This is a genomic window from Brevundimonas sp. NPDC092305, from assembly GCF_044755415.1.
GTDB lineage: Bacteria > Pseudomonadota > Alphaproteobacteria > Caulobacterales > Caulobacteraceae > Brevundimonas.
The window spans coordinates 956,597-982,756 of sequence record NZ_JBIVQY010000001.1; the positions used below are offsets into that span (position 1 = coordinate 956,597).

The following is a 26,160-nucleotide window of genomic DNA, read 5'->3' on the forward strand; positions in this document are numbered from 1 at the left end:
ATGACCGACACCACCATCGGCGACGACGGACTGGCGCTTACCCCTGACCGTCTGACCCCGATTCTGTTCGCCGTCGCGATCTTCACCTCGGCGTCTCTGGTGTTTGTGGTCCAGCCGATGGTGACCAAGCTGGTGCTTCCGATTCTGGGCGGGTCGCCATCGGTGTGGAACACGTCGATGGTCTTCTTCCAGACCGCGCTTCTGGCCGGTTACGGCTATGCGCATCTGCTGCAGCGGGTCGGGTCGATCCGGACCCAGGTCCTGATCCACCTCTCGCTGCTTCTCGTCGCCGCGCTCTTCCTTCCGCTGCACATCAACGGATGGCTGGGCGAGCCGGACCCGTCGGCCCCGATCGGATGGATGCTGGGCACGCTGGCGCTTTCGATCGGCGCGCCGTTCGCCGTGCTGTCTGCAACGGCTCCGTTGCTGCAAGCCTGGTACGCCCGGGTACGCGCGGGTTACCCGGATGGTCAGAACCCCTACGTTCTGTATGCCGCATCCAATCTGGGCAGCTTCCTCGCGCTTCTGGCCTATCCGCTGGTCATCGAGCCACTGGCCACCCTCTCGGGTCAGCGATGGGGCTGGAGCGGTGGGTATGTGGCCTTCCTGCTCATGGTCGTGGCTCTGGCGCTGCTCGTGTGGCGTCGACGTCTGACCACGGCTGACGCGCCGACGCTGGCGGTCAGCCCGTCGATTCCGTGGCGTGAAAAGATCATCTGGGTTCTGCTGGCGGCCGGTCCGTCCAGCCTCATGCTGGGCGTGACCGCACACCTTGCGACCGACGTCGCGTCCGCGCCCTTTCTGTGGGTCGTGCCGCTGGCGCTCTATCTGCTGACCTTCGTGATCGCCTTCCAGGCCCGTCCGTGGATTCCGATCAACGTCACTCTCGTGATAGCAGCGGCCCTCGGAGCGGTCGTTGCGATCGTGGCGGCCTTCCGTTCCACCGAGTGGCCCATCGCGTTCGCGATCAACATCGGCGCCTTCTTCTTTCTCACCCTCATGTGTCACCAGCGGCTGGCGCAGAGGCGGCCAGCGCCTGACCGCCTGACCGAATTCTACCTGCTGATGTCGCTGGGCGGCGTCGTGGGCGGAGCTTTCAATGCGCTGGTCGCCCCGGTCGTTTTCAACATGGTCTGGGAGTATCCGCTGGTGCTGGCCATCATCGGGCTGGCCCGCCCGTGGGGCAGGGGAAAGCTTCCGATCAGCCACATCATCGTGCTGCTGTTTGCGATCGTGGCCTGTCTGGTTCCCCACCTCATCGGCAGCATTATTCGTTCGCAACCGGGGGCCTGGGCCTGGTTCAGCGCCCATTCGCCGTTCACCGAGGCGCAAGTCGCGCAGATCGTGTTGGGGGCGGCCGCGATCTGCGCCTTCTGGGTTCGCGACCGGGCGCTGGCCTACGTCGCCATCGTGGTCATGATCACTCTGTCGGCGCAGCATGTCGCGCGGGGGTACGCCTGGGACTATTCGGGCCGAAGCTTCTTTGGCGTGATGCGGGTGGCGACGACGAAGGACGATCGCATGGGCGGCGACGTTCACGTCCTGATGCATGGCACCACGCTGCATGGCGCACAGGCCCGCAACCCGGCCTTCGACTGCATCCCGAACCTCTACTACAACCCGGACACGCCCATCGGCGGTGCGACCGAGGCCGTACTGGCCCGTGGTCCGGCCCGGATCGGCGTGATCGGACAGGGCTCCGGCGCCATGGCGGCGTACAAGCGGGCGGAAGACCGCATGACCTTCTTCGAGATCGACCCGATGATGGATCGGGTTTCGCGCGATCCGCGCTGGTTCACCTACATCTCTGACTGTGCCGTGGGGGATATCGACACCGTGCTGGGCGACGCCCGGCTGACGTTCGAGAAGCAGCCTGCGGGCAGCTACGACCTTTTGATCGTTGACGCCTTCTCGTCGGACTCAGTGCCGACGCATCTGCTCACGCAGGAGGCTATCCGCATGTATCTGAGCAAGCTGAAGCCGAACGGGGTGGTGCTGCTTCATCTGTCGAACCGGAACCTCGACATCACCCTGCCGACGGTCGCTGCAGCGCAGGCGCTGGGCGTGCCGTACCGACACAGCATCTACATTGAGGACGGGACGCTGCCCGACATGCAGATCGCCTCAACCGAGGCGCTGGTGCTGTCACCGACGCCGCAGGGTCTCGCCGATCTGGACGGGCATGGAGACTGGACAACGCCATTGCCAACGCGGGTTCGTCCGTGGACGGACGACTACGTCAATCTCTTCGGATCGATGTGGCGACACATGTTCCCGCCGCCCGAGCGTCCACTTTAATCAGCTCGGCAGCTCGATCGTCGCGATGGCCTGCGCCGCGAGGCCTTCGCCCCGCCCGGTGAAGCCCATGGCTTCGGTCGTGGTGGCTTTCACGCTGACAGCGTCGAGGGGCAGGCCGAGAATTTCGGCCAACCGCTCGCGCATCGCCTGACGGTGCGGTTTCACCTTGGGGCGCTCGCAGATCAGGGTGACGTCGACATTGAGCAGGCGGCCGCCGCGGGCAGTGAGCCGCTCGACGGCATGGATCAGGAACTGGTCCGACGCCGCGCCTTTCCACCTCGGATCGGTCGGCGGGAAGTGATCGCCAATGTCGCCGTCGCCCATCGCGCCGAGCAGGGCGTCGGTCAGGGCGTGCAGACCCGCGTCCGCATCGGAATGCCCGATCAGGGTCTGGTCATGGGGGATTTCAATGCCACACAGCCATACGGACTCGCCCGGCCCCCAGCGGTGCGCGTCGAATCCCTGACCGACCCGGACGGACCGGGGAATCATCTGTTCCGCCATGGCGAAGTCCTCGGCAAAGGTGAGCTTGGTCAGGCGAACGTCGCCCTCGACGATCCGGACTCGTCCGCCAGCGCGCTGAACCACGGTCGCCTCATCCGTCGGAGTTTCCGGCCCGGTCCACGCGGCATAGGCGTCGCGGATGGTCCGCAGGCGAAAAGCCTGTGGCGTCTGGGCGCGCCAGAGGCCTTCGCGGTCAACGGTGTCGCCAACGGCGCCGTCGACGGCGCGGCGCAGGCTGTCGGCGACGGGCAGGGCGGGCAGGGCGCCGTCCGCATCCGGAAGTCCCTCAAGGACGCGGCCTATGATCGCCCTGGAGAGCAGGGGGCGGGCGGCGTCGTGGATCAGCACAGGGTGCACGTCGGCGGCGTCAATCGCCAAAAGGCCGTTGCGAACCGAGTCCGCCCGCGCCGTACCGCCGGTGACGGCGCGCCAGCCAGACAAGCCGCGCAAGGCTTCCGCGAGTTCAATGTCGGCGCCTTCAGGCGTCACGACGACAACGTCCTGCGCGCCGGCATCGAGCAGGGCTTCGACCGACCACCGCACCACCGGCTTGCCGGCCAGACGCCGCCATTGCTTGCCGCCCCCGGCGCGACTGCCTGAGCCGGCGGCGACGACAATGGCGGAAAAGGCGGGCAAGGCATCAGGCATGCGGCCTTCTAATCGCCGCGGTTCCGCTTGACGAGAGGGAGGGACGCGGCGGAAAGGGCCCGATGGCCACAGGCTTGCAGATAGGCGACGTTTGGGTGCCCGGGCGGGTGCTCACAGCCCCCATGACCGGCATCACCGACCTGCCGTTCCGGCTGCTCGCCTCGCGTCTGGGTGCGGCCTACGTCGCGACGGAGATGGTGGCCGCCGCCGAGCTCGCGCGCGCCCGCCCGGACGTCGTGCGCCGTGCAGCGGTCGGGGAGGGGCTGCCGCTCACGGTGATCCAGCTGGTCGGCCGCGACCCGGGCGCCATGGCCGAGGGCGCCCGCATGGCTGAACGTGCGGGCGCGGACATCATCGACCTGAACTTCGGATGCCCCGCAAAGGAGGTGACCGGCGCCGCCTGCGGATCCGCCCTGATGCGCACCCCTGATCTGGCCTGCAGGTTGATAGAGGCGGCGGTCAGCGCCACCACACGACCGGTCACCGTCAAGATGCGGTTGGGTTGGGATGACGCATGCCGCAACGCCTCGGACATCGCCCGGCGGGCCGAGAGCATCGGCGTGAAGGCGGTCACCGTGCACGGGCGCACGCGCCAGCAGTTCTACACAGGACGTGCAGACTGGATGGCCGTGGGCGAGGTCAAGGCGGCCGTCGACATCCCTGTCATTGTAAACGGAGACATCCTGACCGCGGAGGACGCCCGGACAGCGCTGGCGCAGTCCGGGGCCGACGCCCTGATGCTGGGCCGTGGCGTGTACGGCCGGCCCTGGCTGGCCGCCCATCTTGAACGCGCACTCGTCGACGGCACGGTCTTGCAGGAGCCAGATCGTGATGAGCGGCTCGCCATAGTCATCGAGCATCTCCGGGGCTCGGTCGAGTTCTACGGCCTGCCGCTGGGCCTCAAGATGTTCCGCAAACATCTGGGCTGGTACATCGAACAGGCCCCGTGGCCCGCCGATCCGCTCGATCGCCGCGCCGCCAAAAGCCGGCTGTGCCGGCTGGAGACCCCGGACGAAGTCGAGACGGCTATCACGAGGCTGTGGGACGAAGTGACGTATTCCGGCAACTCCGCTGTTGATAATGCGCCACAGCTGGTTGAAGCTGGAGTTTGATGACGGAACGTCCCGCCGCCTCAGATTCCAGCCACTCCGCTTCGCGCGGGGTCTGGCGCGGTCTGGCCGGATGGTCCGAGGAACGCCGCCGCAACGCCTTCCTCGTTGTCTACGCTCTGGCCCTCGCGATTACCGCGGCGGCCATCTGGCTGGTCGCTGTCGCTCCCGGAGCCACTGGCGCGGGCGCCCGGGACGCGGCGAGCCGGGCTGTGCTGCTGACCCTGGGCGTCAACCTTCTGCTAATCGCCGGGCTGGCCTTTGTGGTCGGCCGCCGTGCCTTGAAGCTCTTCCGGCGACGGACGGACGCTGGCGCCCGCCTTCACCTGCGGTTCGTGGCCCTGTTCTCGACGGTGGCTCTGGTCCCTGCGGTGCTGATCGCCTTGGTGTTCGGCGTGCTCGTCAACCGGGGCGTGGATCAGTGGTTCAGCGAGAACGTCAAATCAGCCGTCGACAACGGCGCCACGATCGGGCGCGCCTACACCAGCGACGTCTCCCGGGAGATTGATAACGATCTCGCCGTTATCGGAGAGCAGCTGGAAGGCGTGCGGCCCCTGTTCGGCAACAGCATCCAGTTCGCGGACGCTCTGACGCAGGTCGGGCAGTTGTTCGGCTATCCGGCCATCTACATCCTTGACGAGAACGGCGCCGTTCTCGCCAGCGGAGAGGCGCCGGGCGCGCCGCCCTATATCGCCCCCTCCCGCGCAGCACTTGAAGAGGCGGCGGCCCAGACCCTGCCGTCGGTTCAGCAGGTGACTGAAAACCCTGACGCGGTCCGGGGCATCATGGCCTTCCCGGCCTACGGCAACGCGTTCCTGTATGTCGTGCGACCGCTGAAGCCCGGCCTGATCGCCCAGATGAGCAACGCCGAACAGGCCATCGTCGCGTATCGAGAGGCTCAGGAGAGCCGGGCGCGCATTCAGGCGGCGTTTGCGCTGAGCTATATCGAAACGGCGCTTCTCGTGCTGGTCGGCGCTGTTTGGCTGGGCATGTCAGCGGCCAGCGCCATTTCGGCGCCCATCGGTCGATTGGTCGAGGCGGCGGACCGGGTCGCGAGCGGGGACCTGACTGCCCGGGTCGACGACACCGACGGCCCCGGCGAGATCAAGACCCTGTCCACCGCCTTCAACCGCATGACCGGCGACCTTGAGGCTCAACAAGCAGCGCTGCGAACCGCGAGTGAGGAGGCGACCGGCCGCAGCCGCTTCATCGAGACCGTGCTCTCGGGCGTTTCTGCAGGCGTCATCGGCGTGGATCGCCAGCGCCGCGTCTCCGCCATCAACGACAGTGCGATCGAGCTTCTCGCGATCCGGTCCAGCGACATCATCGGCCGTCCCTTGGGGGAGGTCTCGCCTGAGCTGAGTGAGCTTGCCGGCCGGGCCGAGGCGCACATCGAGGAAGAAATCGACGTTCAGGCCGATGCCGAAACCCGTCGATTGCGCGTCCGTATCGAAGGCGGCGTCGGCGGCGAGATGGTGCTGACCTTCGACGACATCACCCGACTGGTCACAGCCCAGCGCAACGCGGCCTGGCGTGACGTGGCGCGGCGCATCGCCCACGAGATCAAGAATCCCCTGACGCCGATTCAGCTTTCGGCCGAGCGTCTGCGCAGGCGATATCGCCAGCAGGTGGCTGACGACGTCGATGTGTTCGACAAATGCACCGAGACCATCATCCGGCAGGTCGGCGACATCGGCCGCATGGTCGATGAGTTCTCGTCCTTCGCCCGAATGCCGGCGCCCCGGTTCGCGGGCGCGGATCCGGCCGACCTTTTGCGTGAGGCGGTGTTCGCCCAGCGGGTGGCGTCGCCCGATATTGGCGTCGACCTGATCGAACCTCTGCCCAAGTTGAAGTTCAATGCGGACCGTTCGATGGTCGGCCAGGCGCTGACCAACATTCTGAAGAACGCGGGAGAGGCGGTCGCCGCGCGTCGCGCCATCTCGCCCCGTCCCGAAGACGATGCGCGGGACGGTATTCAGGCCCGCCTTCTGATCGAGGACGATCAGGCGGTCTTCGTTATCGAGGATGACGGCATCGGCCTGCCGGCCAAGGACCGCGACCGTCTGACCGAGCCCTACGTGACGACGCGCGAGAAGGGCACCGGCCTGGGCCTCGCGATCGTGAAGCGCATCTGCGAGGAGCACGGCGGCGAACTGAAGCTGGCCGACGCCGAAAGCCTTGGCGGCGCCAAGGTCTGCCTGATCTTCCCCCTGAAACCCGACAAGACGCCGGCCGCCAAGGCCGGGAACAAGGCGCCGGCTGTGCCGGCCGCCGAATAGCGAGGAACGCCATGCGATCCACAGGCGCCGACATTCTGGTCGTCGACGACGAAGCCGATATCCGCGAGCTGGTTTCCGGCCTGCTTGAGGACGAGGGGCATGCCGTCCGCACAGCCTCCAACTCCGACGAGGCGCTCGCCGCCATCCGGGCCCGCAAGCCTTCGCTGGCCCTGCTCGACATCTGGATGCAGGGCGGGGGTCTGGATGGGCTGGAGCTGCTGGACCTGATCAAGGAGCTGGATCCCGATCTGCCTGTCGTGATGATTTCGGGCCACGGCAACATCGAGACGGCGGTCACGGCGCTTCAGCGCGGCGCCTATGACTTTATCGAAAAGCCCTTCAAATCCGACCGGCTGGTGGTCGTGGTGCAGCGGGCATTGGAGACCTCGTCGCTGAAGCGCGAGAACCGTCGTCTGCGGGCGCAGGTCGCCGCGCCGGCCGGGCTGATCGGCAAGTCCGCGGCGGCGCAGGCCCTGCGCAGCACTATCGCCAAGGTCGCTCCCGCCAACAGTCGTGTGCTGATTTCCGGCCCTCCGGGCTCCGGCAAGGAACTTGTCGCGCGCCAGATCCACGACGGCAGCGCCCGGGCCAAGGGCGAGTTCGTGGCCATCGCCGCGGCCGGAATGACGCCGGAGCGTCTGGATGTCGAACTGTTCGGCGAGGAGGGCACCGACGGTCGACCGCGCAAGATCGGAGTCTTCGAGCGCGCCCACAACGGCACCCTCTATCTGGACGATGTCGGCGACATGCCGCGCGAGAGCCAGAGTCGTATCCTGCGCGTACTGGTCGAGCAGCGCTTCCGCCGTGTCGGGGGAGAGCAGGACGTTCAGGTGGACGTCCGCGTCATCACCTCGACCTCCCGCGACCTGAAGCAGGAAATCACGGAGGGCCGCTTCCGCGAGGATCTGTTCCACCGCCTGAACGTGGTGCCGATCCGCGTTCCGGCGCTGTCCGAGCGGCGCGAGGACATCCAGGAACTGGTCGACCACTTCATCGAGAGCCTGTCGTCGTCTCAAGGACTGCCGAAACGCCGGCTGGGCGACGACGCCATCGCCGTCCTTCAGGTCCACCCGTGGCCGGGCAACGTTCGCCAGCTCAGGAACAATGTCGAACGGCTGCTGATCCTCGCCACCGGTGACGTCAGCGAGCCGATCGGCGCCGACGCCCTGCCGCAGGAGGCGACCAACGCCAACTCCACCGGCGCTCTCGGCGCGGATCGCATCATCGCCCTGCCGCTGCGTGAGGCGCGCGAAGTATTCGAGCGCGAGTATCTGGCCGCCCAGATCATGCGGTTCGGCGGCAACATCAGCCGCACCGCCGCCTTTATCGGCATGGAGCGCTCAGCCCTGCACCGGAAGCTGAAGTCGCTGGGCGTCTCGCCGGCCCGGGGCGGCGATGATGAGGAAGAAGGAGCCGTCGAGGCATGAGCCGCGTCGCCTACGTCAACGGCCAGTACGTCCCGCATGGGCAGGCCACCGTCCACATCGAGGACCGGGGCTTCCAGTTCTCGGACGGGGTCTATGAGGTCTGGTCGGTCTTCGATGGCCGCATGGCCGACTTCGACGGCCACATGACCCGCCTGCATCGCAGCATGGACGAGCTGCGCATCCCGGCGCCGATGAGCCGTGAGTCCCTGACCCGCGTGCTGCATGAGACGGTGCGACGTAACCGGGTCAATGAGGGTCTGGTCTATATTCAGGTGACGCGCGGCGCCGCCCGGCGCGACCACCCGTTCCCGCCCGAGGGCACGCCGCCGACGCTGGTCATCACGGCGCGCTCGTTGCCGCTTTCAAAGGGCAACGCCAGCGCGGCCAAGGGCGTGGCGATCGTAACGCATCCTGACATCCGCTGGGGCCGCTGCGACATCAAGACGGTCGGTCTTCTACCCAATGTCCTCGCCAAACAGGCGGCCAAGGAAAAGGGCGCCGCCGAGGCCTGGATGGTCGACGACATGGGGCTGGTCACCGAGGGCTCGTCGACCAACGCCTGGATTGTCGACAAGGACGGCAAGCTGCGCACCCGCGACGCCCAGTCCAACATCCTGCGGGGCATCACCCGCGCGGCGGTGATCAAGCTGGTCGAGGCCGAGGGGCTGGAACTGGAGGAGAGGGCCTTTACCGTCGATGAGGTCAAGACGGCGCGCGAGGCCTTCTACACCTCGGCCAGCGGCTATGTGATGCCGGCGGTGTCCATCGACGGGGTGGTCATCGGCGACGGCAAACCGGGGCCGATCGCGACCAAACTCCGGTCCAAGTATCTTGATCAGGCGCGCCGCGACGCCATCTAGACGTTGCCGGTAAGGCGGAGCCCTGCTTATGTGCCGGGCCGGCTCACCCGGCCCCGCGCCGCTCCCACGGCCGGAGAACAATCAAGAACGGGACATACCCGCCATGTCGCAAGACAAACGCCAGAACCTCCAGGACACCTTCCTGAACTCGGTCCGCAAGACCAAGACGCCCCTGACCATCTTTCTGGTCAACGGCGTCAAGCTTCAGGGCATAGTCACCTGGTTCGACAACTTCTGTGTGCTGCTGCGTCGCGATGGCCAGTCGCAGCTCGTCTACAAGCACGCCATCTCGACCATCATGCCGTCCGCGCCCGTGCAACTGTACGAGCCCGAGGCGGACGAGGACTGATTGACTTCAAAACTGATTGACCACGCCGTCCCGCTGATTCGGGCCGTCGTCATCCACCCTGACGGACGTTCCGACAGCCCGCGCCTCTCCGAGGAGCGGCTCGAGGAAGCGGTCGGGCTCGCGCGAGCGCTGGACCTCGATGTCCGCGCGGATGAGATCGTGCGCATCCGCAAGCCTGTGCCCGCGACCCTGTTCGGGTCCGGCAAGGTCGAGGAGCTGGCCGCGCTGGTCCGCGCCGCCGAGGCCGAGGCGGTCGTCATCGACGACGACCTGACCCCCGTTCAGCAGCGCAATCTGGAGAAGGCGTGGGAGTGCAAGGTCATCGACCGCACCGGCCTGATCCTCGAAATCTTCGGTCGTCGGGCCCGGACCAAGGAAGGCCGCCTTCAGGTCGAGCTGGCCCGGCTGGACTACGAACGGTCGCGGCTGGTTCGCACCTGGACCCACCTTGAGCGTCAGCGCGGCGGCACCGGCTCGACCGGCGGTCCCGGTGAGACCCAGATCGAACTCGACCGCCGCCTGATCGCCGACCGCATCGTCAAGCTGAAAGGCGAGCTGGAAGAGGTGCGGCGCACACGCGGCCTGCACCGGAAACAGCGCCAGAAGGTCCCGTTCCCGACGGTGGCGTTGGTCGGCTACACCAACGCGGGCAAGTCGACGCTGTTTAACCGGCTGACGGGGTCCGAGGTCTTCGCCAAGGACCTGCTGTTCGCCACGCTGGACACCACGCAGCGTACCATCCGTCTGCCGCAAGGCAGGCCCGCCATCGTCGCCGACACCGTGGGCTTCATCTCCGACCTGCCGCACGAACTGGTCGAAAGCTTCCGCGCGACACTGGAGGAGGTGGGCGAGGCCGACCTGATTTTGCACGTCCGCGACATCGCCAGCCCGGACTCCGACGCCCAGTCGAAGGATGTCGAGGCGGTGCTGAAACAGATCCCGGCCGTGGAGGGCAAGACGCGTCGCGTGCTGGAGGTCTGGAACAAGATCGACCTGCTGGACGAGGACGCTCGCGAGAGCGTGCTTGGTCACGCTGAACGTCTGCAGGTCCAGGGCGAGGCCGTCGCGGTTTCAGCGTGGACCGGGGAAGGAATCGAGGCCCTGCGAGAGACGATCGCCGGCCTGATCGATGATGACCCGGAGACCGGGCTGGTGCTGGAACCCCATCAGGGCGAGGCGTTGGCCTGGCTCTACGAGAACGGTCGGGTCACCGGCCGCGATACGGATGAACAGGGACGTACGCACGTAACGGTGCGTCTGCATCCAGCCGCGCTGGGTCGGTTCGAGCGACAGTTCGGATAGTCCGTTGCACCTGATCGAGACCACCCTTCTGCTGCTCCTGGCCGTGGTGGTCTCCGGGTCGATCGCCCGCATCACCCGCATCGCCCTGCCGCTGGTCCAGATCGCGCTCGGGGCGGGTATCGTGCTGATCACCGGCCGGGCGGTGGATCTCGAGCCGGACATCTTCTTCCTGCTCTTCCTGCCGCCGCTGCTGTTCCTCGACGGCTGGCGGATTCCCAAGGAAGACCTGTTCCGGGATGGTGCGGTGATCCTCGAGCTGGCCCTCGGGCTGGTGATCTTCACCGTCGTCGGTCTGGGCTTCCTGCTCTGGTGGATGATCCCGGAGATGCCGCTGGCGGTCGCGTTCGCCCTGGCCGCCATCCTGTCGCCGACCGATCCCATCGCGGTGCAGGCCATCGCCGCGCGCGCTCCGATCCCCAAGCGGCTGATGCACATCCTTGAGGGCGAGTCCCTGCTGAACGACGCCACGGGCCTGACCTGTATGCGTCTGGCCATCGTTGCAGCCAGCACCGGCGCCTTCGTCCTGTCCGAGGCCGTGACCAGCTTTGCCTGGCTGTCGCTGGCGGGGGTCGCCTCCGGGGTCGCCGTAACCCTTGTCATCAGCGCCGCCAAGGGCTGGATCAGCCGCCGCTGGGGCGAGGACGTCGGCGCCCAGATTCTGGTCAGCCTGCTGATCCCCTTCGCCGCCTATCTGGTCGCCGAGGAACTGCACGCGTCCGGCATTCTCGCCGCCGTGGCTGCGGGCGTCACCATGAGCTTCACCGAGCGGGGCGGCGCCAAGGGCCAGTCGCTGGCCATGACACGCATCCGCCGCGCCGTGGTCTGGGACACGGTCCAGTTCGTCGCCAATGGCTTGATCTTCGTCATCCTCGGCGAACAGATGCCGTCGATCCTGTCCCGCGCGGCCGAGGTCGTGGCGGGCACGAGCCGACCCGAGGTCTGGTGGCTGGCGGTCTACGTGTTCGCCATCGTCGCAGCGCTGGCGATCCTGCGTTTCATCTGGGTATGGACGTCGCTGCGTCTGACCCTTTTCCGCAGGCGCCATCGCGGGCCGACGCCCAAGGTCGGGTTGCGCCTCACTGCCGTCATGTCGCTGGCCGGTGTACGCGGGGCGATCACGCTGGCGGGCATCCTGACAGTGCCTTTCACCCTCGATGACGGCACGCCCATGCCCTCGCGGGCGCTGGCCATCTTCCTCGCCGCGGGCGTGATCATCGTCTCACTGGTCGTGGCGACAATCGCGCTGCCGAAGCTGCTGAAAAATATCGAGCTGCCCCCCGAGCCGTCGCATGCGCATGAGGAAGATCAGGGCCGCATCGCCGCCGCCGCCGCGGCTCTGCGCGCGATCGAGGACGCCTCCCACGCCATGGCTGAGGGCAAGGCGAATCCGGACCTCTATTCCGACATTGCCAGCCGCCTGATGGAGCTCTACCGCGAGCGCATCGAAAGCCGGACCCGCACCGACGCGGATGATGTCGACGCCGCCCGCCTCAGCGACGCCGTCGAGCGCCAGCTGCGCCTTGTCGGTCTCGCCGCCGAACGGAACGAGCTGGGCCGCATGGCCCGCGCACGGCTGATCGACGAGACGACCGCCCGGCGGCTGATCCGCGAGGTAGATCTGCAGGAGCTGCGGTACAGCTAGGGTTCGAATCGCCTCAGCGGCGTGTCTGCGCGGAGATAGAGCGGGTGTTTCGGACTGCCGTCTCCATTGGTCCCGAAGCACCACAGCGGCACGCCGTCTTTCCGAAGCGCATCAATCAGCGCCTTGCCCGCCGGGGCCAGCGCCTTGTTGAGCTTGCCGTGGCACAGGACGACCAGTCCGGCGCCCGCGGCGGCCTGTCGAATGGCCGGCAGGTTATCGGGCGAGGACGCCTCGACGCCGGGCGCCAGCAGCATTTTGGGGTCGGTGGCGCGATAGTCGCCGACATTGGCCTTGACCATGGCCTCGAAGCCCTCGCGCCGCGCGAAAGTCCATTCCCGCGCGCAGGTCGGATCGTTGACGCTGGCGTCCGCCGTCGACGGGTTCATACCAATGAACAGCATGTAGCGCTCGGGAAAGACCGGCCCCAGCCAGCGCCGCATCAGCTGGCGATAGCGTCCGTCCGCGCTGAATGTCGCATCGCCGTTCACGCCCGGCATCAGCGCCAGCCGAACCTTGCCGCCCGGATCGTGCAGATCGGCGGTCATGCCCGCTCCGCCCCCTTGGCCGCGTCCCACAGTGCGTCCATCTCGGCGAGATCGGACTGATCCGGCGTGCGCCCGTCCTTCGCGAGCTCCGCCTCGATGAAGCCGAAGCGGCGCACGAACTTGGCGTTGGCGCCGCGCAGGGCGTCTTCCGGCTCCACGCCCAGCTTGCGGGCCAGATTGGCCATGACGAACAGCAGGTCGCCGAGTTCGTCGCGGGCCTTGTCCAGATCGCCGGCCTCGATCTCGACCTTCAGTTCGGCGACCTCCTCGTCCAGCTTGTCCAGCACCTCGGCGGTCGACGGCCAGTCGAAGCCGACGCGGGCGGCGCGTTTGGTCAGTTTGGCGGCGCGGGCGAGGGCGGGCAGGCCGACGGGGACGTCGTCGAGCACGCCGTGCTGGGCCTTCGACGCACGTTCAGCAGCCTTGATGTCCTCCCAACGGGCCTTCTGGGCAACGCCGTCGGGCTTCGCCGCCTCGTCGCCGAACACGTGGGGGTGGCGGCGTTCCAGTTTGTCGGACATGGCCTCGGCGACATCGTCGAAGGCGAACAGACCCTGTTCCTCGGCCATCCGCGAATGGAAAACGACCTGGAACAGCAGGTCTCCAAGCTCGCTCTTCAGATCGTTCATGTCGCCGCGCTCTATCGCGTCGGCGACCTCGTAGGCCTCCTCGATCGTATAGGGCGCGATGGTGCGGAAGGTCTGTTCGACATCCCACGGACAGCCGCCGACAGGTGTGCGCAGCTGAGCCATGATCGCATTCAGGCGGTCGATCGGGCTGGTCATTCCGCGACGGCGCCCGTCCGGGCTTCCAGCGCGCGGCGGATCTCGTCATGGCGCGCCGGCGTCAGCGGATAGCGACGCAGGATGAGCGCGGCCGAGGCGATCAGCAGAGCCGGCACGATGACGAACATGGCCTGCAGCACCAGAAGCGAGGTCGGGTTGTTCCCGCCCTCAGGCGCAACGGCCTGGAATCCGACCCAGCCCAGCACCGCATAGGGGATCAGGGCGAAGACGTGGCCCAGCTTGGTGGTGGCGCTGAGGATCGAGAACATCAGCGCCGTCCGGTCCACGCCGGTCTCCAGCCGTACCTCGTCGCCCGCGTCGGCCATCATGGCGCGCAGCAGAAACAGGCCGGCGGCGTAGGGCAGGCCGGCGATGAACATGGCTGCGCCGGTCAGGGCGAAGTTTCCGCCGGGCAAGACAGTGGCGATCAGATACAGGCCCGCGAAGATCAGGCTCGCCGTCGCCAGCGCCCGATGCTTGCCGATCTTCGTCGCCAGCCGGGCCCAGATGGGCGCGCCGGCCAGACCGCCCACGAAGTACAGCAGCATGAAGATCGAGGCGGCCGTCCGGTCGTAGCCCTTGATCTGGTCGAAGAAGAAGAACAGCAGGGCGCCGGTGATCCCGGGCGCCACGCCCAGCACGATGTCGGCGGCCAGCAGGCGCGCGACGGTCGGGCGGCGGATGATGTCCCAGTACGCTTTCAGCCCGCCATGCGGGGCGTCCCCGGGATTGACCGGCTCGGGCACAGCGGCCAGCGCCAGACTGATGGTCAGGGGCAGGGCGGCGATGATGGCCCAGCCCATGATGTGAACCCCGGCGACATAGTCGCCGAGCCCCAGTTGAACCACGGCCGCGGGCAGGATCAGGATGGCGATCACGCCGATGATGTTGAACGCCTGCCACCAGGCATAGACCCGGCTTCGCTGGTCGTACTCCGGAGCCAGCACGGACGCCCAGCCCAGCTGGCTCAGCGTACCGACCGAGAAGCCGAGGTAGAGCACCAACAGCCAGCCGAAGAGATACAGCGGCCCGGCTCCGGGTTTGACCATGACGAAGATCATCAGCGCCGCCAGCATTAGCACGGGCGCGGAGGCCGCCATCCACGGACGATACCGGCCCCAGCGGGTCCGGGTCCGGTCCATCGCCGCGCCGATGATCGGGTCGAAGGCGATGTCGATCGCGCGCACCGCCATGAAGACGTAGCCGACCATGGCGATGTCGATACCGACGTGGCTGGCGTAGTACTCGGGCAGGGTCACCGGCAGGGCGACGCCGAACGCCGCCAGCGGCAGGCAGACGGTCGAGAAGGCCGCCAGCACTCCGTTGGAGCGGCGGGCCGGGACGGGCGAGGCGACGTCGGTCATGGACGGGGCTCTGATCGCGGCTATGAGTCGGCCGCCGGCCACACCATGCCGTCTTTGCGGTTCGTGCGCGAGACGCCTCGGGCCTTGCCCCGGCCACAGTATCAAGGCCACCATCGGCGAATGGGGATGCGTTCGTTTCTGCTGGTTCTGGGTTTCGCCGCCGCCGTCTTGGTCGCGCCCGCCGCCCGTGCGCAGAACGGCGCCGAGGTCTGCGACGGCGATGATCTGGACTGGGCCGCGCCGGCCTTCGCCAATGCGCAGTCCTTCTCCAGCTTGGTCTGGACGCCTTTCGGTCCGACCGAGACCGGCTGGGGGACCTATCTGCCGCTGATCCAGCAGGAGATCGGCACCAACTGCGCGCCACAGTCCGCCGCCTTCGCCCGTCGTCTGGCGGAATTCCAGTTCCGCTACGGCCTGCCGGCGACCGGCTGGTTCGACGCCGCGACCTTTCAGGTTTTCCGGGGCGTGTGGCAGGAGCGCCGGCCCTTCATCATGGCGCGCGCCAGACAGGAGCCGTGCCCCGATCCGCCGCCGCTGTACCAGCTCGGCTATCTGGTCGAGAGCGAGGAGCATGCAGACCGCCTGACTCGTCTGCTGCGTCGGGACGTGCTGGACGCCTATCGCCGCATGGTCGAAGCGGCGCGAAGGGAGGTTCCGGAGGTCGCGCGTAACCCGGAACTGCTGCAGATATTCTCGGGCTTCCGCGATCCTGAGGCCGATGCCGCCCGTTGCGCCGCATCCGGCAACTGTGACGGCCTGAGGCGAGCCGTCTGTTCGGCGCACCGCACGGGTACGGCGGTTGATCTCTATGTCGGTCAGGCGCCCGGCCTTGGCGTGGACAACACCTCCCAGACCAGTCGCGAGGCCATGACAGGGGGCGCGACCTATCGCTGGCTGGTGAAGAACGCGGGCCGGTTCGGGTTCGTGCCCTATGTCTACGAGCCGTGGCACTGGGAATGGGTCAGTCCGACCGGCGGTTACGTCGAGGCGGCCGCGCCGTGATCCGCGGGCTGACCATCGGCGAGCGGGCCCTGGCCGAGGAAGCCTTTGGTGACTCGCTCGATCTGGACCGGGTGCGCATCGCCGGATCGCCGTGGCCCTTCAACCGCGCCTTCGTGCCCGGCGACTGGTTCGGCAGGACGTGGATTCTGTGGCCCAAGACCCATATGCCGACCGACGCCTCGACCGCGACTTTGGGCGTGCAGGCCCTGCTGATCCATGAGCTGACCCATGTCTGGCAGGCGCAGCAGGGGGTGAACCTGCTGACCGGAAAGCTGAGGGCAGGGGACAGTCTGGCGGCCTATCGCTATCCGCTGGATGTCGACTGCGACTGGGCGACCCTGAACATCGAACAGCAGGCCATGGTGGTCGAGCATCGCTTCCTGCTGAGACGCGGCGGGCGGGTTCCGGCGGATCGAGCTTTCTATGACCGCGTTTGCCCTCTGGGTGCGCGAATGGAGATCTGATCGGGCTTGCGTCGGGCGGCTCGCGCTTCCATATTCGTCACCAGCGCTGTTGCGAATGGCGCGGTTCATTCTGATTGGAGAGCGCGATGACCAAGGTTCTGGTCCTGTATCATTCCACCTACGGCCACATCGAGAAGATGGCTGAAGCCGTAGCCGAGGGCGCGCGGTCCGTTGATGGCGTGACGGTGGACATCAAGCGCGTGGCCGAGACCGTGTCGGACGAGTTGGCGAAGTCCAGTGGTTACAAGATGGATCAGGCTGCCCCGATCGCGACGGTCGCGGATCTCGAGCACTACGACGCCGTCATCGTCGGCGCTGGCACCCGCTACGGCACGGCGGCGGCGCAGATGCGCAACTTCTGGGACCAGACCGGCGGATCGTGGGTCAAGGGTCAGTTGGTCGGCAAGGTCGGTTCGGCCTTTACCTCGACCGCGACCCAGCATGGCGGACAGGAAACGACGCTGATCGGCCTGATCCAGACCCTGCTTCACCACGGCATGCTCATCGCCGGCCTCCCTTACGCCTGGCAGGGCCAGATGAAGATCGACGAGATCACCGGCGGCAGCCCCTATGGCGCCACCACCATCACCGGCGGCGACGGCTCCCGTATGCCCAGCGACAACGAGCTTGAAGGCGCGCGCTTCCAGGGCCGCTATGTCGCTGAAACGGCGAAGAAGCTGCATCCCTGATGCGCCAGCCGGCGATCTTCTTCGGTCACGGTTCACCCATGAACGCACTGGGCGGTCCCTATGCGGACGCCTGGCGCGCGCTGGGAGAGGCCGTCGGCAAGCCGAAGGGCGTGGTCATGATCTCGGCTCACTGGGAGACCGAGGGGCTGGGCGTGACCGCGCAGCCGCAGCCTGAAACGATCCATGATTTCGGGAACTTCGGGCCGGAGCTTCACGCCATGCAGTACCCTGCGCCCGGATCGCCGGACCTCGCGCGTCGCGTTTCAACGCTGACTGGCGCCGTCCTGACGGAGCAATGGGGTCTCGATCACGGGACGTGGTCGGTGCTGGCCCACGTCTGGCCCGACGCCGATGTGCCGGTGATCCAGCTGTCGCTGAACCGCCGCCTGACGCCGCGCCAGCATCACGAACTGGCTAAGGCGCTGGCGCCGTTGCGGGACGAGGGGATCGTGATCGCCGGTTCGGGCGACTTCGTCCACAATCTCCGGACCTGGAAGCGCGACGGCGGCGAGGCCTATGCGTGGGCTGTTCACTTCAACGAGGCGGTCAAGGCGGCGCTGCTGAGAGGCGATGAAGACGCCCTGATCAACTGGGTCGGCCTGGCTGAAGACGCCCAGCTGAGCGTGCCGACCGACGAACATTTCCTGCCGCTGCTCTACGTCGCCGCCCAGCGCCAGCCGGGCGACGACGTCAGCTTCTTCAATGACGTCATCGAGGGCGGTTCGATCTCGATGACGGGCGTCCGGATCGGCTAGCGCCGACGGCGTCCGCCACGCATCGCGTCCACCGACCACGGGCCGGCTCCGGCGAAGCAGATGTACAGGAAGATGAAGCAGTAGAGCGCGATCGTCTCGCCGCCGTTCAGAATGGGGTAGGGGCCCTGCTGGCCGTGCACCATCCAGTAGCCGACGGCGCAGAAACCCGACGCCAGGAAGGCCACCGGTCGGGTGAACAGTCCCAAAACCAGCAGGGCGCCGAACACCAGTTCAAGCGGGCCGGAGGCGCCGGCGAGGCTCAGGCCCGGCGGCGGCACTCCCTCGACGGCCGGAAAGCCGAGCACCTTGGCCGTGCCGTGTTCGAGAAACAACAGCCCGGAAACGATACGAAGCACCGACAGCATTTTCGGTGCATGCCGGTCGAGCGAAGAAAAGCCTGCCATCCAGATCCTCCCTGAGAAACAGGGCGGCAGACTGTGACGGTTAACCGCAGGGATCAACCGCTCAGCTTGTCGATCACGCAGCCTTGTCCAGTTCGGCCATCTGCTGGATGGCGACGTAATCGGTCTTGCCGGTGCCCAGCACAGGCACCTCGCCGACGCGCATGATCTTCTTGGGCACCGCCAGTTCGGGGGCGCCATGTTCGCGGGCCCATTCCGCCAGCCGCGCAACCTCGGCGTCAGTCCGATCCGTAACCAGAACCAGCTTCTCGCCCTTCCGGGTGTCGGGAATCGAGACGACCGCGTGCCGGTTGTCCGGCCATACCGCGCCCGCCAGCCCCTCGACCGCGGTCAGCGAGACCATCTCGCCGCCGATCTTGGCGAAGCGCTTGGCCCGGCCGAGGATGCTGACGTAGCCGTCCTCGTCGATGTCCACGATGTCGCCCGTGTCGTGCCAGCCGCCCTCCAGCGGTTCGATCTGCTCGGGATCCTCAGGCGACAGATAGCCTTCCATGACATTCGGTCCGCGCAGGTACAGCCGACCGCCGTCGTCGATTCCGGGAACGTCTTCCAGCCTCCACTCCATGCCGGGCAGGATCTGGCCGACAGTGCCAGGCCGGTTCCGGTCCGGATGGTTTACCGCCACCACAGGCGCCGCTTCAGTCGCGCCATAGCCTTCCAGCAGCTTCACGCCGCGGAATTTGGTGTTGAACAGATGATAGGTCTCGTCCTTCACCTTCTCCGCCCCTGCGACCACGAATTGCAGGGTTGCGAAATCGTCAGGCGCAGCCACGCGAGCCCACTGGTTCAGGAAGGTGTCGGTCGCGAAGATCAGCGACACCTTCAGCTCCGGCAACAATTCGACAATCTGCTTGGCGTGAAGCGGGGACGGATACTGGAACGCCTTCAGGCCCTGCAGCAGCGGCAGGAGGACACCGCCCGTCAGGCCGAAACAGTGGAAGGTCGGCAGCGGATTGAACACCAGCCAGTCCGGGCTCAGGTCGATGTGCTGGGCGACCTGACGGCAGTTGGCCACCAGATTCCACTGGCTCAGAACCACCCCCTTGGGCGCGCCGAAGCTGCCCGAGGTGAACAGGATCACACCGGGATCGTCGGGCGCGACCGGCGCCCGGAACCGCTTCGGCATCAGACCCGCCATCAGACCGTACAGCTTGTCCTGAAGGCCGATCGTCTTGCGCATGTCGTCCAGCCAGACGACCTCGGCCACCGTCTCGATCTCCGCAGTCAGGTCGTCGATCTTGGCCTGCTGGACGAAGCGCTTCGCGCTGAGAACCTTTTTCACGCCGGCGGCCTGGATCGCCGCCTTCACGTTCCGCTCACCTGAGGTGAAGTTGAGCATCACTGGCACGCGGCCATGCGCATGCAGGCCGTAGAAGGTCACCACCACGCCCATCGAGGACGGCAGCAGCACGCCCACGCGCTCGCCCGGTTCCGTGATCGCGGCAATCTTGCGGCCGAGGACGAAGGCGGCCCGGATCAGGCCGGTATAGGTCAGCGGCTTGCGGTCCTGGTCTTCAAGGATTTCCTTGTCGCCAAAGCGTTCGCGAGCCGCGATCAGGGCGTCGAAGATTGTCTCTTCGCCGGCCTTGGCATCCAGGGGTACGCGCAAACCATCCTCCGTCGGGCGGTTGATGCGCCCCGTATTTGAGCCGGCAAACTAGTGCGCGGCGTCTGGCTTGAAAAGATACGTTACCTTGCGTGAGGTTGGCGCACGCCTTGCCTTCCGGTCACGGAAGGACGACATAGCCCTTTCGTCCCGACGGAGCCCGAGACCGCCTTGGTCACGCTGATCGACACGCTGAAGAAGACGCCGTCGGAACTGCGGCATCCTGAAAAGCAGAACCGCCCGGACTCCGTCGTGCTGAAGAAGCCCGACTGGCTGCGGGTCAAGGCGCCGGGATCGGGCCAGTACAACGCCACCAAGGCGATCGTGAAAGACAAGGGTCTGGTCACGGTCTGCGAGGAGGCCGGCTGCCCGAACATCGGCGAGTGCTGGAGCCAGAAGCACGCCACCCTGATGATCATGGGCGACACCTGCACGCGGGCCTGCGCCTTCTGCAACGTCAAGACCGGCCTGCCGCAGCCGCTGGATCCGGAAGAGCCGGGCAAGGTCGGGCTGGCGGTCCAGCAACTGGGGCTGAACCACGTCGTGATCACTTCGGTCGACCGCGATGACGTGTCCGACGGCGGCGCGGCCCACTTCGCCGAGGTCGTGCGCCAGATCCGTCTTCAGGCGCCCGGCACGACGATCGAGATCCTGACGCCCGACTTCCTGCGCAAGGACGGGGCGGCCGAGGTGATGATCGACGCCACGCCGGACGTGTTCAACCACAACCTCGAAACCGTACCGCGGCTGTATCTGAAGATCCGCCCGGGCGCCCGCTACTTCCACAGTCTGCGCCTGCTGCAGATGGTCAAGGAGCGCGACCCCAACCAGTTCACCAAATCCGGCATCATGGTCGGTCTGGGCGAGACCAAGGAAGAGGTCATGCAGGTGATGGACGACATGCGGTCGGCCGGCGTCGATTTCATCACCATCGGCCAGTACCTGCAGCCGACCCGCAAGCACGCCGCCATCGAGCGCTTCGTCACCCCGGAAGAGTTCAAGGCCTATGAGGCGATCGCCCGGGCCAAGGGCTTCCTGATGGTGTCGGCCAGCCCGCTGACCCGGTCGTCCCATCACGCCGGTGATGACTTCGCCCGTCTGAAGGCCGCGCGCCTGCAACAGACCGGCCGCTGAGCCGCGCTTGGCCGTCCATCGCGTAACAAAAATCCTGCCCTATGCGCCGGAGCAGCTGGCTGAACTGGTCGCGGATGTCCGGACCTATCCGGACTTCGTGCCTTGGGTCACCTCGATGCGAACGTGGAACGGGCGTGAAGAAACGCCTGGCGTCAGCCTTCTGGATGCCGAGGCCTCGGTCGGCTTCTCGTTCCTGACCGAGAAGTTCTCCACATGGGTCCGGCATGACCGAACCGCACACAGGGTCGAGGTCGGCCTGATCCGCGGACCGTTCCGGCACCTGAAGAACCGCTGGGAGTTCTTCCCTGACCCGGCGGGGACGCGCGTCGAGTTCATGATCGACTTCGCCTTCAAGACGCGGCTCCTGGACATGATGTTGCAAGCCAACTTTGATCGGGCGGTGGATAAGCTGATGGCCTGTTTCGAGGCCGAGGCGCGCAGGCGATACGGAGCGGCGGGATGAGTTTCGACTTTGACGCCGTCGTGGTCGGGGCCGGCGCGGTCGGGCTGGCCTGCGGGCGGGCGTTGTCGAAGCGGGGGATGACGGTGCTGGTGCTCGAAAAGGAGCCGCACATCGGTCAGGGCGTGTCCTCGCGCAACAGCGAGGTCATCCACGGCGGGCTCTATTATCCGACCGGTTCGCTGAAGGCGAAGTTCTGCGTCGAGGGTCGGCGCGCGCTGTACGCCTTCCTCGACAGCCACAAGATCGACTACCGCAAGTGCGGCAAGCTGGTCGTGGCGACCGAGGAGGCCGAGGTCGAGCGCGTCGAGGCGATCTTCCAGCAGGCCACGGCCAACGGCGTTGAGGGACTGGACCATCTGACCGGCGCACAGGCGCGGGCGATGGAGCCGGGGTTGAACGCCCACAGCGCCATCCTGTCGCCCGAGAGCGGTCTGTTCGCAAGCCATGACTACATGCTGGCCCTGCAGGGCGAGATCGAGGACGCGGGTGGGTCGGTCGTTGTCTCCACCCCGTTCGAGCGAGCCGAGGCGATCCCGGGCGGCGGCTGGAAGGTCACGGCGGGCGGGGAGGGCGGCGCGGTCGTCACCGCGCGTCTGCTGGTCACGGCGCCGGGCCTGTCCGCGCAACACGTCGCCGCGGACATCGAGGGCTATCCAGCCGATGGCATCCCCGCCGGCCACTTCGGCAAGGGCGTCTACTTCCGTCTGACCGGCAAGGCGCCGTTCGAGCGGCTGATCTATCCGCCGCCGATTCCGGGCGCGCTGGGCACCCACTATCGCAAGGATTTGGGCGGACAGGCCGTGTTCGGGCCCGATCTCGTTTTCGTCGAGACCGAGGACTATTCGGTCGATCCCGCAAAAGCCGTTGAGTTCGAGCACTACATCCGCCGCTTCTGGCCCGGCCTGCCCGACGGTGCCCTGACGCCTGACTACGCCGGCATCCGCCCCAAGCTGCATGGCAAGGGCGAGCCCCAGCCCGACTTCCAGCTGAGGGGACGCGACGACCACGGGCTAGAGGGTCTGGTCGCCCTGTTCGGCATCGAAAGCCCCGGCCTGACCAGTTCGCTTGCCATCGGAGAGGCTGTCGCGGCCATGCTGGCTGATGACTGACGTCGCGATCCGTGAGGCGGCGACGGCCGACATACCGGCCCTGCATGCCCTGATCGAAAGCGCCTATCGCGGTGAGGCGTCCCGCGCGGGCTGGACGACCGAGGCCGACCTGCTGGACGGCCAGCGCACTGACGCTGACGACCTCACCGATATTCTGGCTGATCCGGAGCAGGCCCTGCTGACGGCATGGCGTGGCGACAACCTGATCGGATGCGTCCTGATCGCTCGGCGAGGGGAGGGGCTCGGTTATTTCGGCATGCTGTCCGTCTTGCCCACGCTGCAGGCCGCAGGTCTGGGCCGCAGGCTGGTCGAGGCGGCGCACGACGAGATGCGACGGCGGTGGAGCGCGAAGCGGGTGCGAATCTCGGTTTTGCCCCAGCGGGACACCCTGATCGCTTGGTATGAACGGCTCGGCTACCGGCCTACCGGCGAGACCCTGCCGTTCCCGTATGGCGACCCGCGATTCGGCCTGCCGAAGCGCGATGATCTGTACTTCGTGGTGATGGAACGCCCGCTGGATTGAGGGGTGGCCGAAGCGCCTTGAAATCGCCGGCCGGTTCATGCATAAGCCGCGCCTCGCGTGGCGGCCCCGTTCGGCCGCCGCTGTTGTTTTCGCGCCCTTACCGGCGCCCGACCAGAAGATTGAGACGGACATGGCCGTTCCGAAGCGCAAAGTATCGCCCTCGCGTCGCAATATGCGCCGCGCCCACGACTCCCTTGGCACCAACGCGTACGTCGAGGACAAGGACACGGGCGAACTGAAGCGCCCGCACCACATCGACCTGAAGTCCGGCACCTACCGCGGCCGTCAGGTTCTGACGCCCAAGGAAGACTAGGTCTTTCAAGGCCTTGTAAGCGTTTGGCGGCGTGCGGGTGACCGCGCGCCGTTTTCGTGCGTTCTGTCGGCTTCCACAGCCGGAGAAGACCATGCGCTCGATCATTCTCGCATCCGCCGCCGCCTTGGCCCTGACGGCCTGCAACTCGCCCGCGCCCGAAACCGCTCCAGCGGCGCCTGCACCGGAAGCGGCTCCTGTTCCGCCCGCCCCCGCGCCTGCCAACACACTGACCGCAGACGGCTTCGGACCGCTGCGAATCGGCATGACCCTCTCCGAGGTCGAGACTGCGCTTGGCGCTGATTCGAACCCGTCCGCCGTGGGCGGAGCCGATCCCGCGGCCTGCGACGTCTTCCACCCGGCCCGCGCCCCGGAAGGCATGATGGTCCTGCTGGAGAACGGACGTCTGGCTCGCGTCTCGCTCAGCCGTGACGCGACTGTGAAGACCGCCGACGGCCTCGGCCTCGGCTCGACGGCGGCGCAGGTGAAGGCCGCCCATCCGGACGCCGTGGTCGAACCGCACAAATACGTCGAAGGCGCTGAGTACATCACCGTCTGGAACGGCGGCCGCCCCTCGGTCGCCTATGTGCAGGACGCCGCCGCGCGCGGGGTTCGCTTCGAAACTGATGCCCAGGGCCGCGTGACCATGATCCACGCAGGCGGGCCGGCGATCCAGCTGGTCGAGAGCTGTTCATAGGGCCTGGGCCTCACATCGCGTGACCGCTCCGGCGCTCTTCCTTGCAGCGCCGGGGCGGGGCGGGCTAAACCGACCGCACCTCCCTGACAGCAGAGCCCGCCATGACCGACATCGCCGATATCGTCGCCCGCCAGATTCTCGACAGCCGCGGCAATCCGACCGTCGAGGTCGATGTGACGCTTGATGACGGCAGCTTCGGCCGCGCCGCCGTGCCCTCGGGCGCCTCGACCGGCGCCCATGAGGCCGTGGAACTGCGTGATGGCGACAAGGATGTCTGGGGCGGCAAGGGCGTCCAGAAAGCGGTCGACGCCGTCAACGGCGAGATCTTCGACGCCCTGTCCGGCATGGACGCCGAGGATCAGCGCCGCATCGATGAGGCCCTGATCGCCTTGGACGGCACCGAGAACAAGGGCCGGCTGGGCGCCAATGCCATTCTCGGCGTGTCGCTGGCCTGCGCCAAGGCGAGCGCCATCAGCTCGAATCTGCCGCTGCACCGCTACCTCGGCGGCGTCTCAGCCCGCATTCTGCCGACCCCGATGATGAACATCATCAACGGCGGCGCTCACGCCGACAATCCGATCGACATCCAGGAGTTCATGATCCTGCCGACGGGCGCCGAGAACTTCTCGGAAGGCCTGCGCATGGGCGCCGAGATATTCCACGCGCTGAAGAAGCAGCTGAAGGACGCCGGCCACAACACTAACGTCGGCGATGAGGGCGGTTTCGCTCCCAATCTCGCCTCCGCAGAAGAAGCCCTGAGCTTCATCACCAAGGCCGGTCAGGCTGCTGGCTATCTGGCGGGCGAGGATTTCCACCTTGGTCTGGACGTCGCGGCGACGGAATTCTTCAAGAAGGGCAAGTACGAAATGGCCGGCGAGGGCAAGTCCCTCAGCGCCGAAGCCATGGTCGGCTATCTGGCGGACCTGTGCGAACGCTTCCCGATCGTGTCGATCGAAGACGGCTGCGCCGAGGACGATTTCGAGGGCTGGAAGATCCTGACGGAGCGCCTCGGCGACCGGATCCAGATCGTCGGCGACGACCTGTTCGTGACCAACCCGGCCCGTCTGGCCGCCGGCATCGGCGAAGGTCTCGCCAACTCGATCCTGATCAAGGTCAATCAGATCGGCACGCTTTCCGAGACTCTGGATGCGGTCGATATGGCCCATCGCGCCGGCTACACCGCCGTCATGAGCCACCGCTCAGGCGAGACCGAGGACTCGACCATCGCCGACCTCGCCGTCGCCACCAACTGCGGACAGATCAAGACCGGCTCGCTGGCCCGTTCGGACCGCACGGCCAAATACAACCAATTGCTCCGCATCGAGGAGATGCTGGGCGATCAGGGCGTCTACTATGGCGACGGGATGCTGCTGAGCAGATAAGGCCAAGCTACGGTTCGTTAGGCATTTTCGGTCAGAACTCGTTGATCACGAGTCCACGCTCAGAAGGAGCGTCCGAAGTGCCCGAACGGATGAAGCCCTACTTTCCCTCCGCCCTCCTGCTTGCGTTGATCGCCTACCTCGGCGTCCAGGCCCTTACGGGGCAGCGCGGCCTGCTGAGCGGCGGCGAGCGCGACTCATTGCTGGACCGGCGCGAGACCCAGCTGGCCAGCATTCTGGAGGAACGCCGCGATCTTGAAGTCCGGGCGCGCTACCTGCGCACCGACAGCCTGTCGCGGGATTTGCTGGAAGAGCGGGCGAGGGCGGTGCTCGGCTTCGCTGACCCGCGGGACTACGTCGTCAGGGTCTCCGCGACACCGGTTTCCACGGCCGCATCCCACAATTCGTGAATTCTCGTTACAGCCAAGCCCGCTGACTTTGCGTTTCGGGAACGAAGGCTGCTAAAGCCCCTTTCCGTAACGACAAGAGGCTCCC

The 26,160-nt window shown here is 66.8% G+C and carries 26 protein-coding genes; 20 read left to right on the top strand and 6 right to left on the bottom strand.

What is annotated here, in order from left to right; genetic code table 11:
- Entirely contained in the window at positions 1–2,298 is a 2,298-nt protein-coding gene (locus ACIQC9_RS04785) for a spermidine synthase (protein WP_400612948.1), read from the top strand.
- Here the strand turns inward: ACIQC9_RS04785 and ACIQC9_RS04790 are convergent, their stop codons facing one another.
- Complete coding sequence (locus ACIQC9_RS04790; RefSeq protein WP_400612949.1) at positions 2,299–3,450, bottom strand: bifunctional 2-C-methyl-D-erythritol 4-phosphate cytidylyltransferase/2-C-methyl-D-erythritol 2,4-cyclodiphosphate synthase; 1,152 nt, start codon at positions 3,448–3,450, stop codon at positions 2,299–2,301.
- A 62-nt stretch (positions 3,451–3,512) separates the two neighbouring features.
- On the opposite strand from ACIQC9_RS04790, the gene dusB reads away from it, so the two are divergent.
- The 7 genes from dusB (at position 3,513) to ACIQC9_RS04825 (ending at position 12,418) form a co-directional block, all read left to right on the top strand.
- Positions 3,513–4,562: a tRNA dihydrouridine synthase DusB gene (gene dusB / locus ACIQC9_RS04795; RefSeq protein WP_400612951.1), complete on the top strand. Its 1,050-nt coding sequence runs from the start codon at positions 3,513–3,515 to the stop codon at positions 4,560–4,562.
- On the top strand, positions 4,562–6,838 hold the full coding sequence (locus tag ACIQC9_RS04800; protein WP_400612953.1) for an ATP-binding protein: 2,277 nt from the start codon (positions 4,562–4,564) through the stop codon (positions 6,836–6,838). Before dusB ends, ACIQC9_RS04800 begins: the two co-directional genes overlap by 1 nt.
- 11 nt (positions 6,839–6,849) lie before the next feature.
- Complete coding sequence (locus ACIQC9_RS04805; RefSeq protein WP_400612955.1) at positions 6,850–8,265, top strand: sigma-54-dependent transcriptional regulator; 1,416 nt, start codon at positions 6,850–6,852, stop codon at positions 8,263–8,265.
- A complete protein-coding gene (locus ACIQC9_RS04810) occupies positions 8,262–9,125 on the top strand; it encodes a D-amino-acid transaminase (RefSeq protein ID WP_400612957.1) in 864 nt (287 codons plus the stop codon). The genes ACIQC9_RS04805 and ACIQC9_RS04810 overlap by 4 nt, the downstream gene beginning before the upstream one ends.
- 103 nt (positions 9,126–9,228) lie before the next feature.
- Complete coding sequence (gene hfq / locus ACIQC9_RS04815) at positions 9,229–9,474, top strand: RNA chaperone Hfq (RefSeq protein ID WP_013269198.1); 246 nt, start codon at positions 9,229–9,231, stop codon at positions 9,472–9,474.
- Positions 9,475–10,776, top strand: coding sequence for a GTPase HflX (gene hflX / locus ACIQC9_RS04820; protein ID WP_400612961.1), 1,302 nt, complete (start codon positions 9,475–9,477; stop codon positions 10,774–10,776). It abuts the gene before it with no gap.
- 4 nt (positions 10,777–10,780) lie between these two features.
- Complete coding sequence (locus ACIQC9_RS04825) at positions 10,781–12,418, top strand: Na+/H+ antiporter (protein WP_400612963.1); 1,638 nt, start codon at positions 10,781–10,783, stop codon at positions 12,416–12,418.
- Here the strand turns inward: ACIQC9_RS04825 and ACIQC9_RS04830 are convergent.
- From ACIQC9_RS04830 to ACIQC9_RS04840, 3 genes are read right to left on the bottom strand one after another with little or no spacing between them, the layout of a single operon-like run.
- Entirely contained in the window at positions 12,415–12,963 is a 549-nt protein-coding gene (locus ACIQC9_RS04830; protein ID WP_400612965.1) for a DUF1643 domain-containing protein, read from the bottom strand. The two genes, ACIQC9_RS04825 and ACIQC9_RS04830, sit on opposite strands and share 4 nt — an antisense overlap.
- Positions 12,960–13,748 (bottom strand): nucleoside triphosphate pyrophosphohydrolase, encoded by a 789-nt coding sequence (mazG, locus tag ACIQC9_RS04835; protein ID WP_400612967.1) that lies wholly within the window; start codon positions 13,746–13,748, stop codon positions 12,960–12,962. Before mazG ends, ACIQC9_RS04830 begins: the two co-directional genes overlap by 4 nt.
- On the bottom strand, positions 13,745–15,112 hold the full coding sequence (locus tag ACIQC9_RS04840; protein WP_400612970.1) for an MFS transporter: 1,368 nt from the start codon (positions 15,110–15,112) through the stop codon (positions 13,745–13,747). The genes mazG and ACIQC9_RS04840 overlap by 4 nt, the downstream gene beginning before the upstream one ends.
- Before the next feature lie 126 nt (positions 15,113–15,238).
- Here ACIQC9_RS04840 and ACIQC9_RS04845 point away from each other — a divergent pair, with 126 nt between their 5' ends.
- The 4 genes from ACIQC9_RS04845 to ygiD all read left to right on the top strand — a co-directional run bounded on the left by ACIQC9_RS04845 (position 15,239) and on the right by ygiD (position 18,022).
- Positions 15,239–16,114, top strand: coding sequence for a D-alanyl-D-alanine carboxypeptidase family protein (locus tag ACIQC9_RS04845; RefSeq protein ID WP_400612972.1), 876 nt, complete (start codon positions 15,239–15,241; stop codon positions 16,112–16,114).
- The gene (locus ACIQC9_RS04850) at positions 16,111–16,578 is read left to right on the top strand and encodes a hypothetical protein (protein ID WP_400612975.1); all 468 of its coding nucleotides are present in this window, start codon (positions 16,111–16,113) and stop codon (positions 16,576–16,578) included. The genes ACIQC9_RS04845 and ACIQC9_RS04850 overlap by 4 nt, the downstream gene beginning before the upstream one ends.
- Positions 16,579–16,664: 86 nt before the next feature.
- A complete protein-coding gene (gene wrbA / locus ACIQC9_RS04855) occupies positions 16,665–17,267 on the top strand; it encodes an NAD(P)H:quinone oxidoreductase (RefSeq protein WP_400612976.1) in 603 nt (200 codons plus the stop codon).
- Positions 17,267–18,022, top strand: a complete 756-nt coding sequence (gene ygiD / locus ACIQC9_RS04860) for a 4,5-DOPA dioxygenase extradiol (protein WP_400612978.1) — start codon at positions 17,267–17,269, stop codon at positions 18,020–18,022. Before wrbA ends, ygiD begins: the two co-directional genes overlap by 1 nt.
- On the opposite strand, the gene ACIQC9_RS04865 is transcribed toward ygiD, so the two are convergent.
- Together ACIQC9_RS04865 and ACIQC9_RS04870 are read right to left on the bottom strand one after the other, a co-directional pair.
- Positions 18,019–18,426 (bottom strand): DoxX family protein, encoded by a 408-nt coding sequence (locus ACIQC9_RS04865; protein ID WP_400612980.1) that lies wholly within the window; start codon positions 18,424–18,426, stop codon positions 18,019–18,021. The two genes, ygiD and ACIQC9_RS04865, sit on opposite strands and share 4 nt — an antisense overlap.
- A gap of 73 nt (positions 18,427–18,499) precedes the next feature.
- Entirely contained in the window at positions 18,500–20,053 is a 1,554-nt protein-coding gene (locus tag ACIQC9_RS04870; protein ID WP_400612981.1) for an AMP-binding protein, read from the bottom strand.
- Between the two features lie 168 nt (positions 20,054–20,221).
- Here ACIQC9_RS04870 and lipA point away from each other — a divergent pair, with 168 nt between their 5' ends.
- The 8 genes from lipA to ACIQC9_RS04910 all read left to right on the top strand — a co-directional run bounded on the left by lipA (position 20,222) and on the right by ACIQC9_RS04910 (position 26,075).
- On the top strand, positions 20,222–21,184 hold the full coding sequence (gene lipA, locus ACIQC9_RS04875) for a lipoyl synthase (RefSeq protein ID WP_400612983.1): 963 nt from the start codon (positions 20,222–20,224) through the stop codon (positions 21,182–21,184).
- A 7-nt stretch (positions 21,185–21,191) separates the two neighbouring features.
- Entirely contained in the window at positions 21,192–21,647 is a 456-nt protein-coding gene (locus tag ACIQC9_RS04880) for a type II toxin-antitoxin system RatA family toxin (protein ID WP_400612984.1), read from the top strand.
- Positions 21,644–22,756: an NAD(P)/FAD-dependent oxidoreductase gene (locus ACIQC9_RS04885; protein ID WP_400612985.1), complete on the top strand. Its 1,113-nt coding sequence runs from the start codon at positions 21,644–21,646 to the stop codon at positions 22,754–22,756. The genes ACIQC9_RS04880 and ACIQC9_RS04885 overlap by 4 nt, the downstream gene beginning before the upstream one ends.
- Complete coding sequence (locus ACIQC9_RS04890) at positions 22,749–23,279, top strand: GNAT family N-acetyltransferase (RefSeq protein ID WP_400612987.1); 531 nt, start codon at positions 22,749–22,751, stop codon at positions 23,277–23,279. The genes ACIQC9_RS04885 and ACIQC9_RS04890 overlap by 8 nt, the downstream gene beginning before the upstream one ends.
- A gap of 130 nt (positions 23,280–23,409) precedes the next feature.
- Positions 23,410–23,592, top strand: coding sequence for a 50S ribosomal protein L32 (gene rpmF, locus ACIQC9_RS04895; RefSeq protein WP_400612990.1), 183 nt, complete (start codon positions 23,410–23,412; stop codon positions 23,590–23,592).
- A gap of 91 nt (positions 23,593–23,683) precedes the next feature.
- Positions 23,684–24,286, top strand: a complete 603-nt coding sequence (locus tag ACIQC9_RS04900; RefSeq protein WP_400612992.1) for a hypothetical protein — start codon at positions 23,684–23,686, stop codon at positions 24,284–24,286.
- 101 nt (positions 24,287–24,387) lie between these two features.
- Complete coding sequence (gene eno / locus ACIQC9_RS04905) at positions 24,388–25,668, top strand: phosphopyruvate hydratase (protein ID WP_400612994.1); 1,281 nt, start codon at positions 24,388–24,390, stop codon at positions 25,666–25,668.
- Between the two features lie 89 nt (positions 25,669–25,757).
- Complete coding sequence (locus tag ACIQC9_RS04910; protein ID WP_400615391.1) at positions 25,758–26,075, top strand: septum formation initiator family protein; 318 nt, start codon at positions 25,758–25,760, stop codon at positions 26,073–26,075.
- The last annotated feature ends 85 nt before the right edge of the window (positions 26,076–26,160 follow it).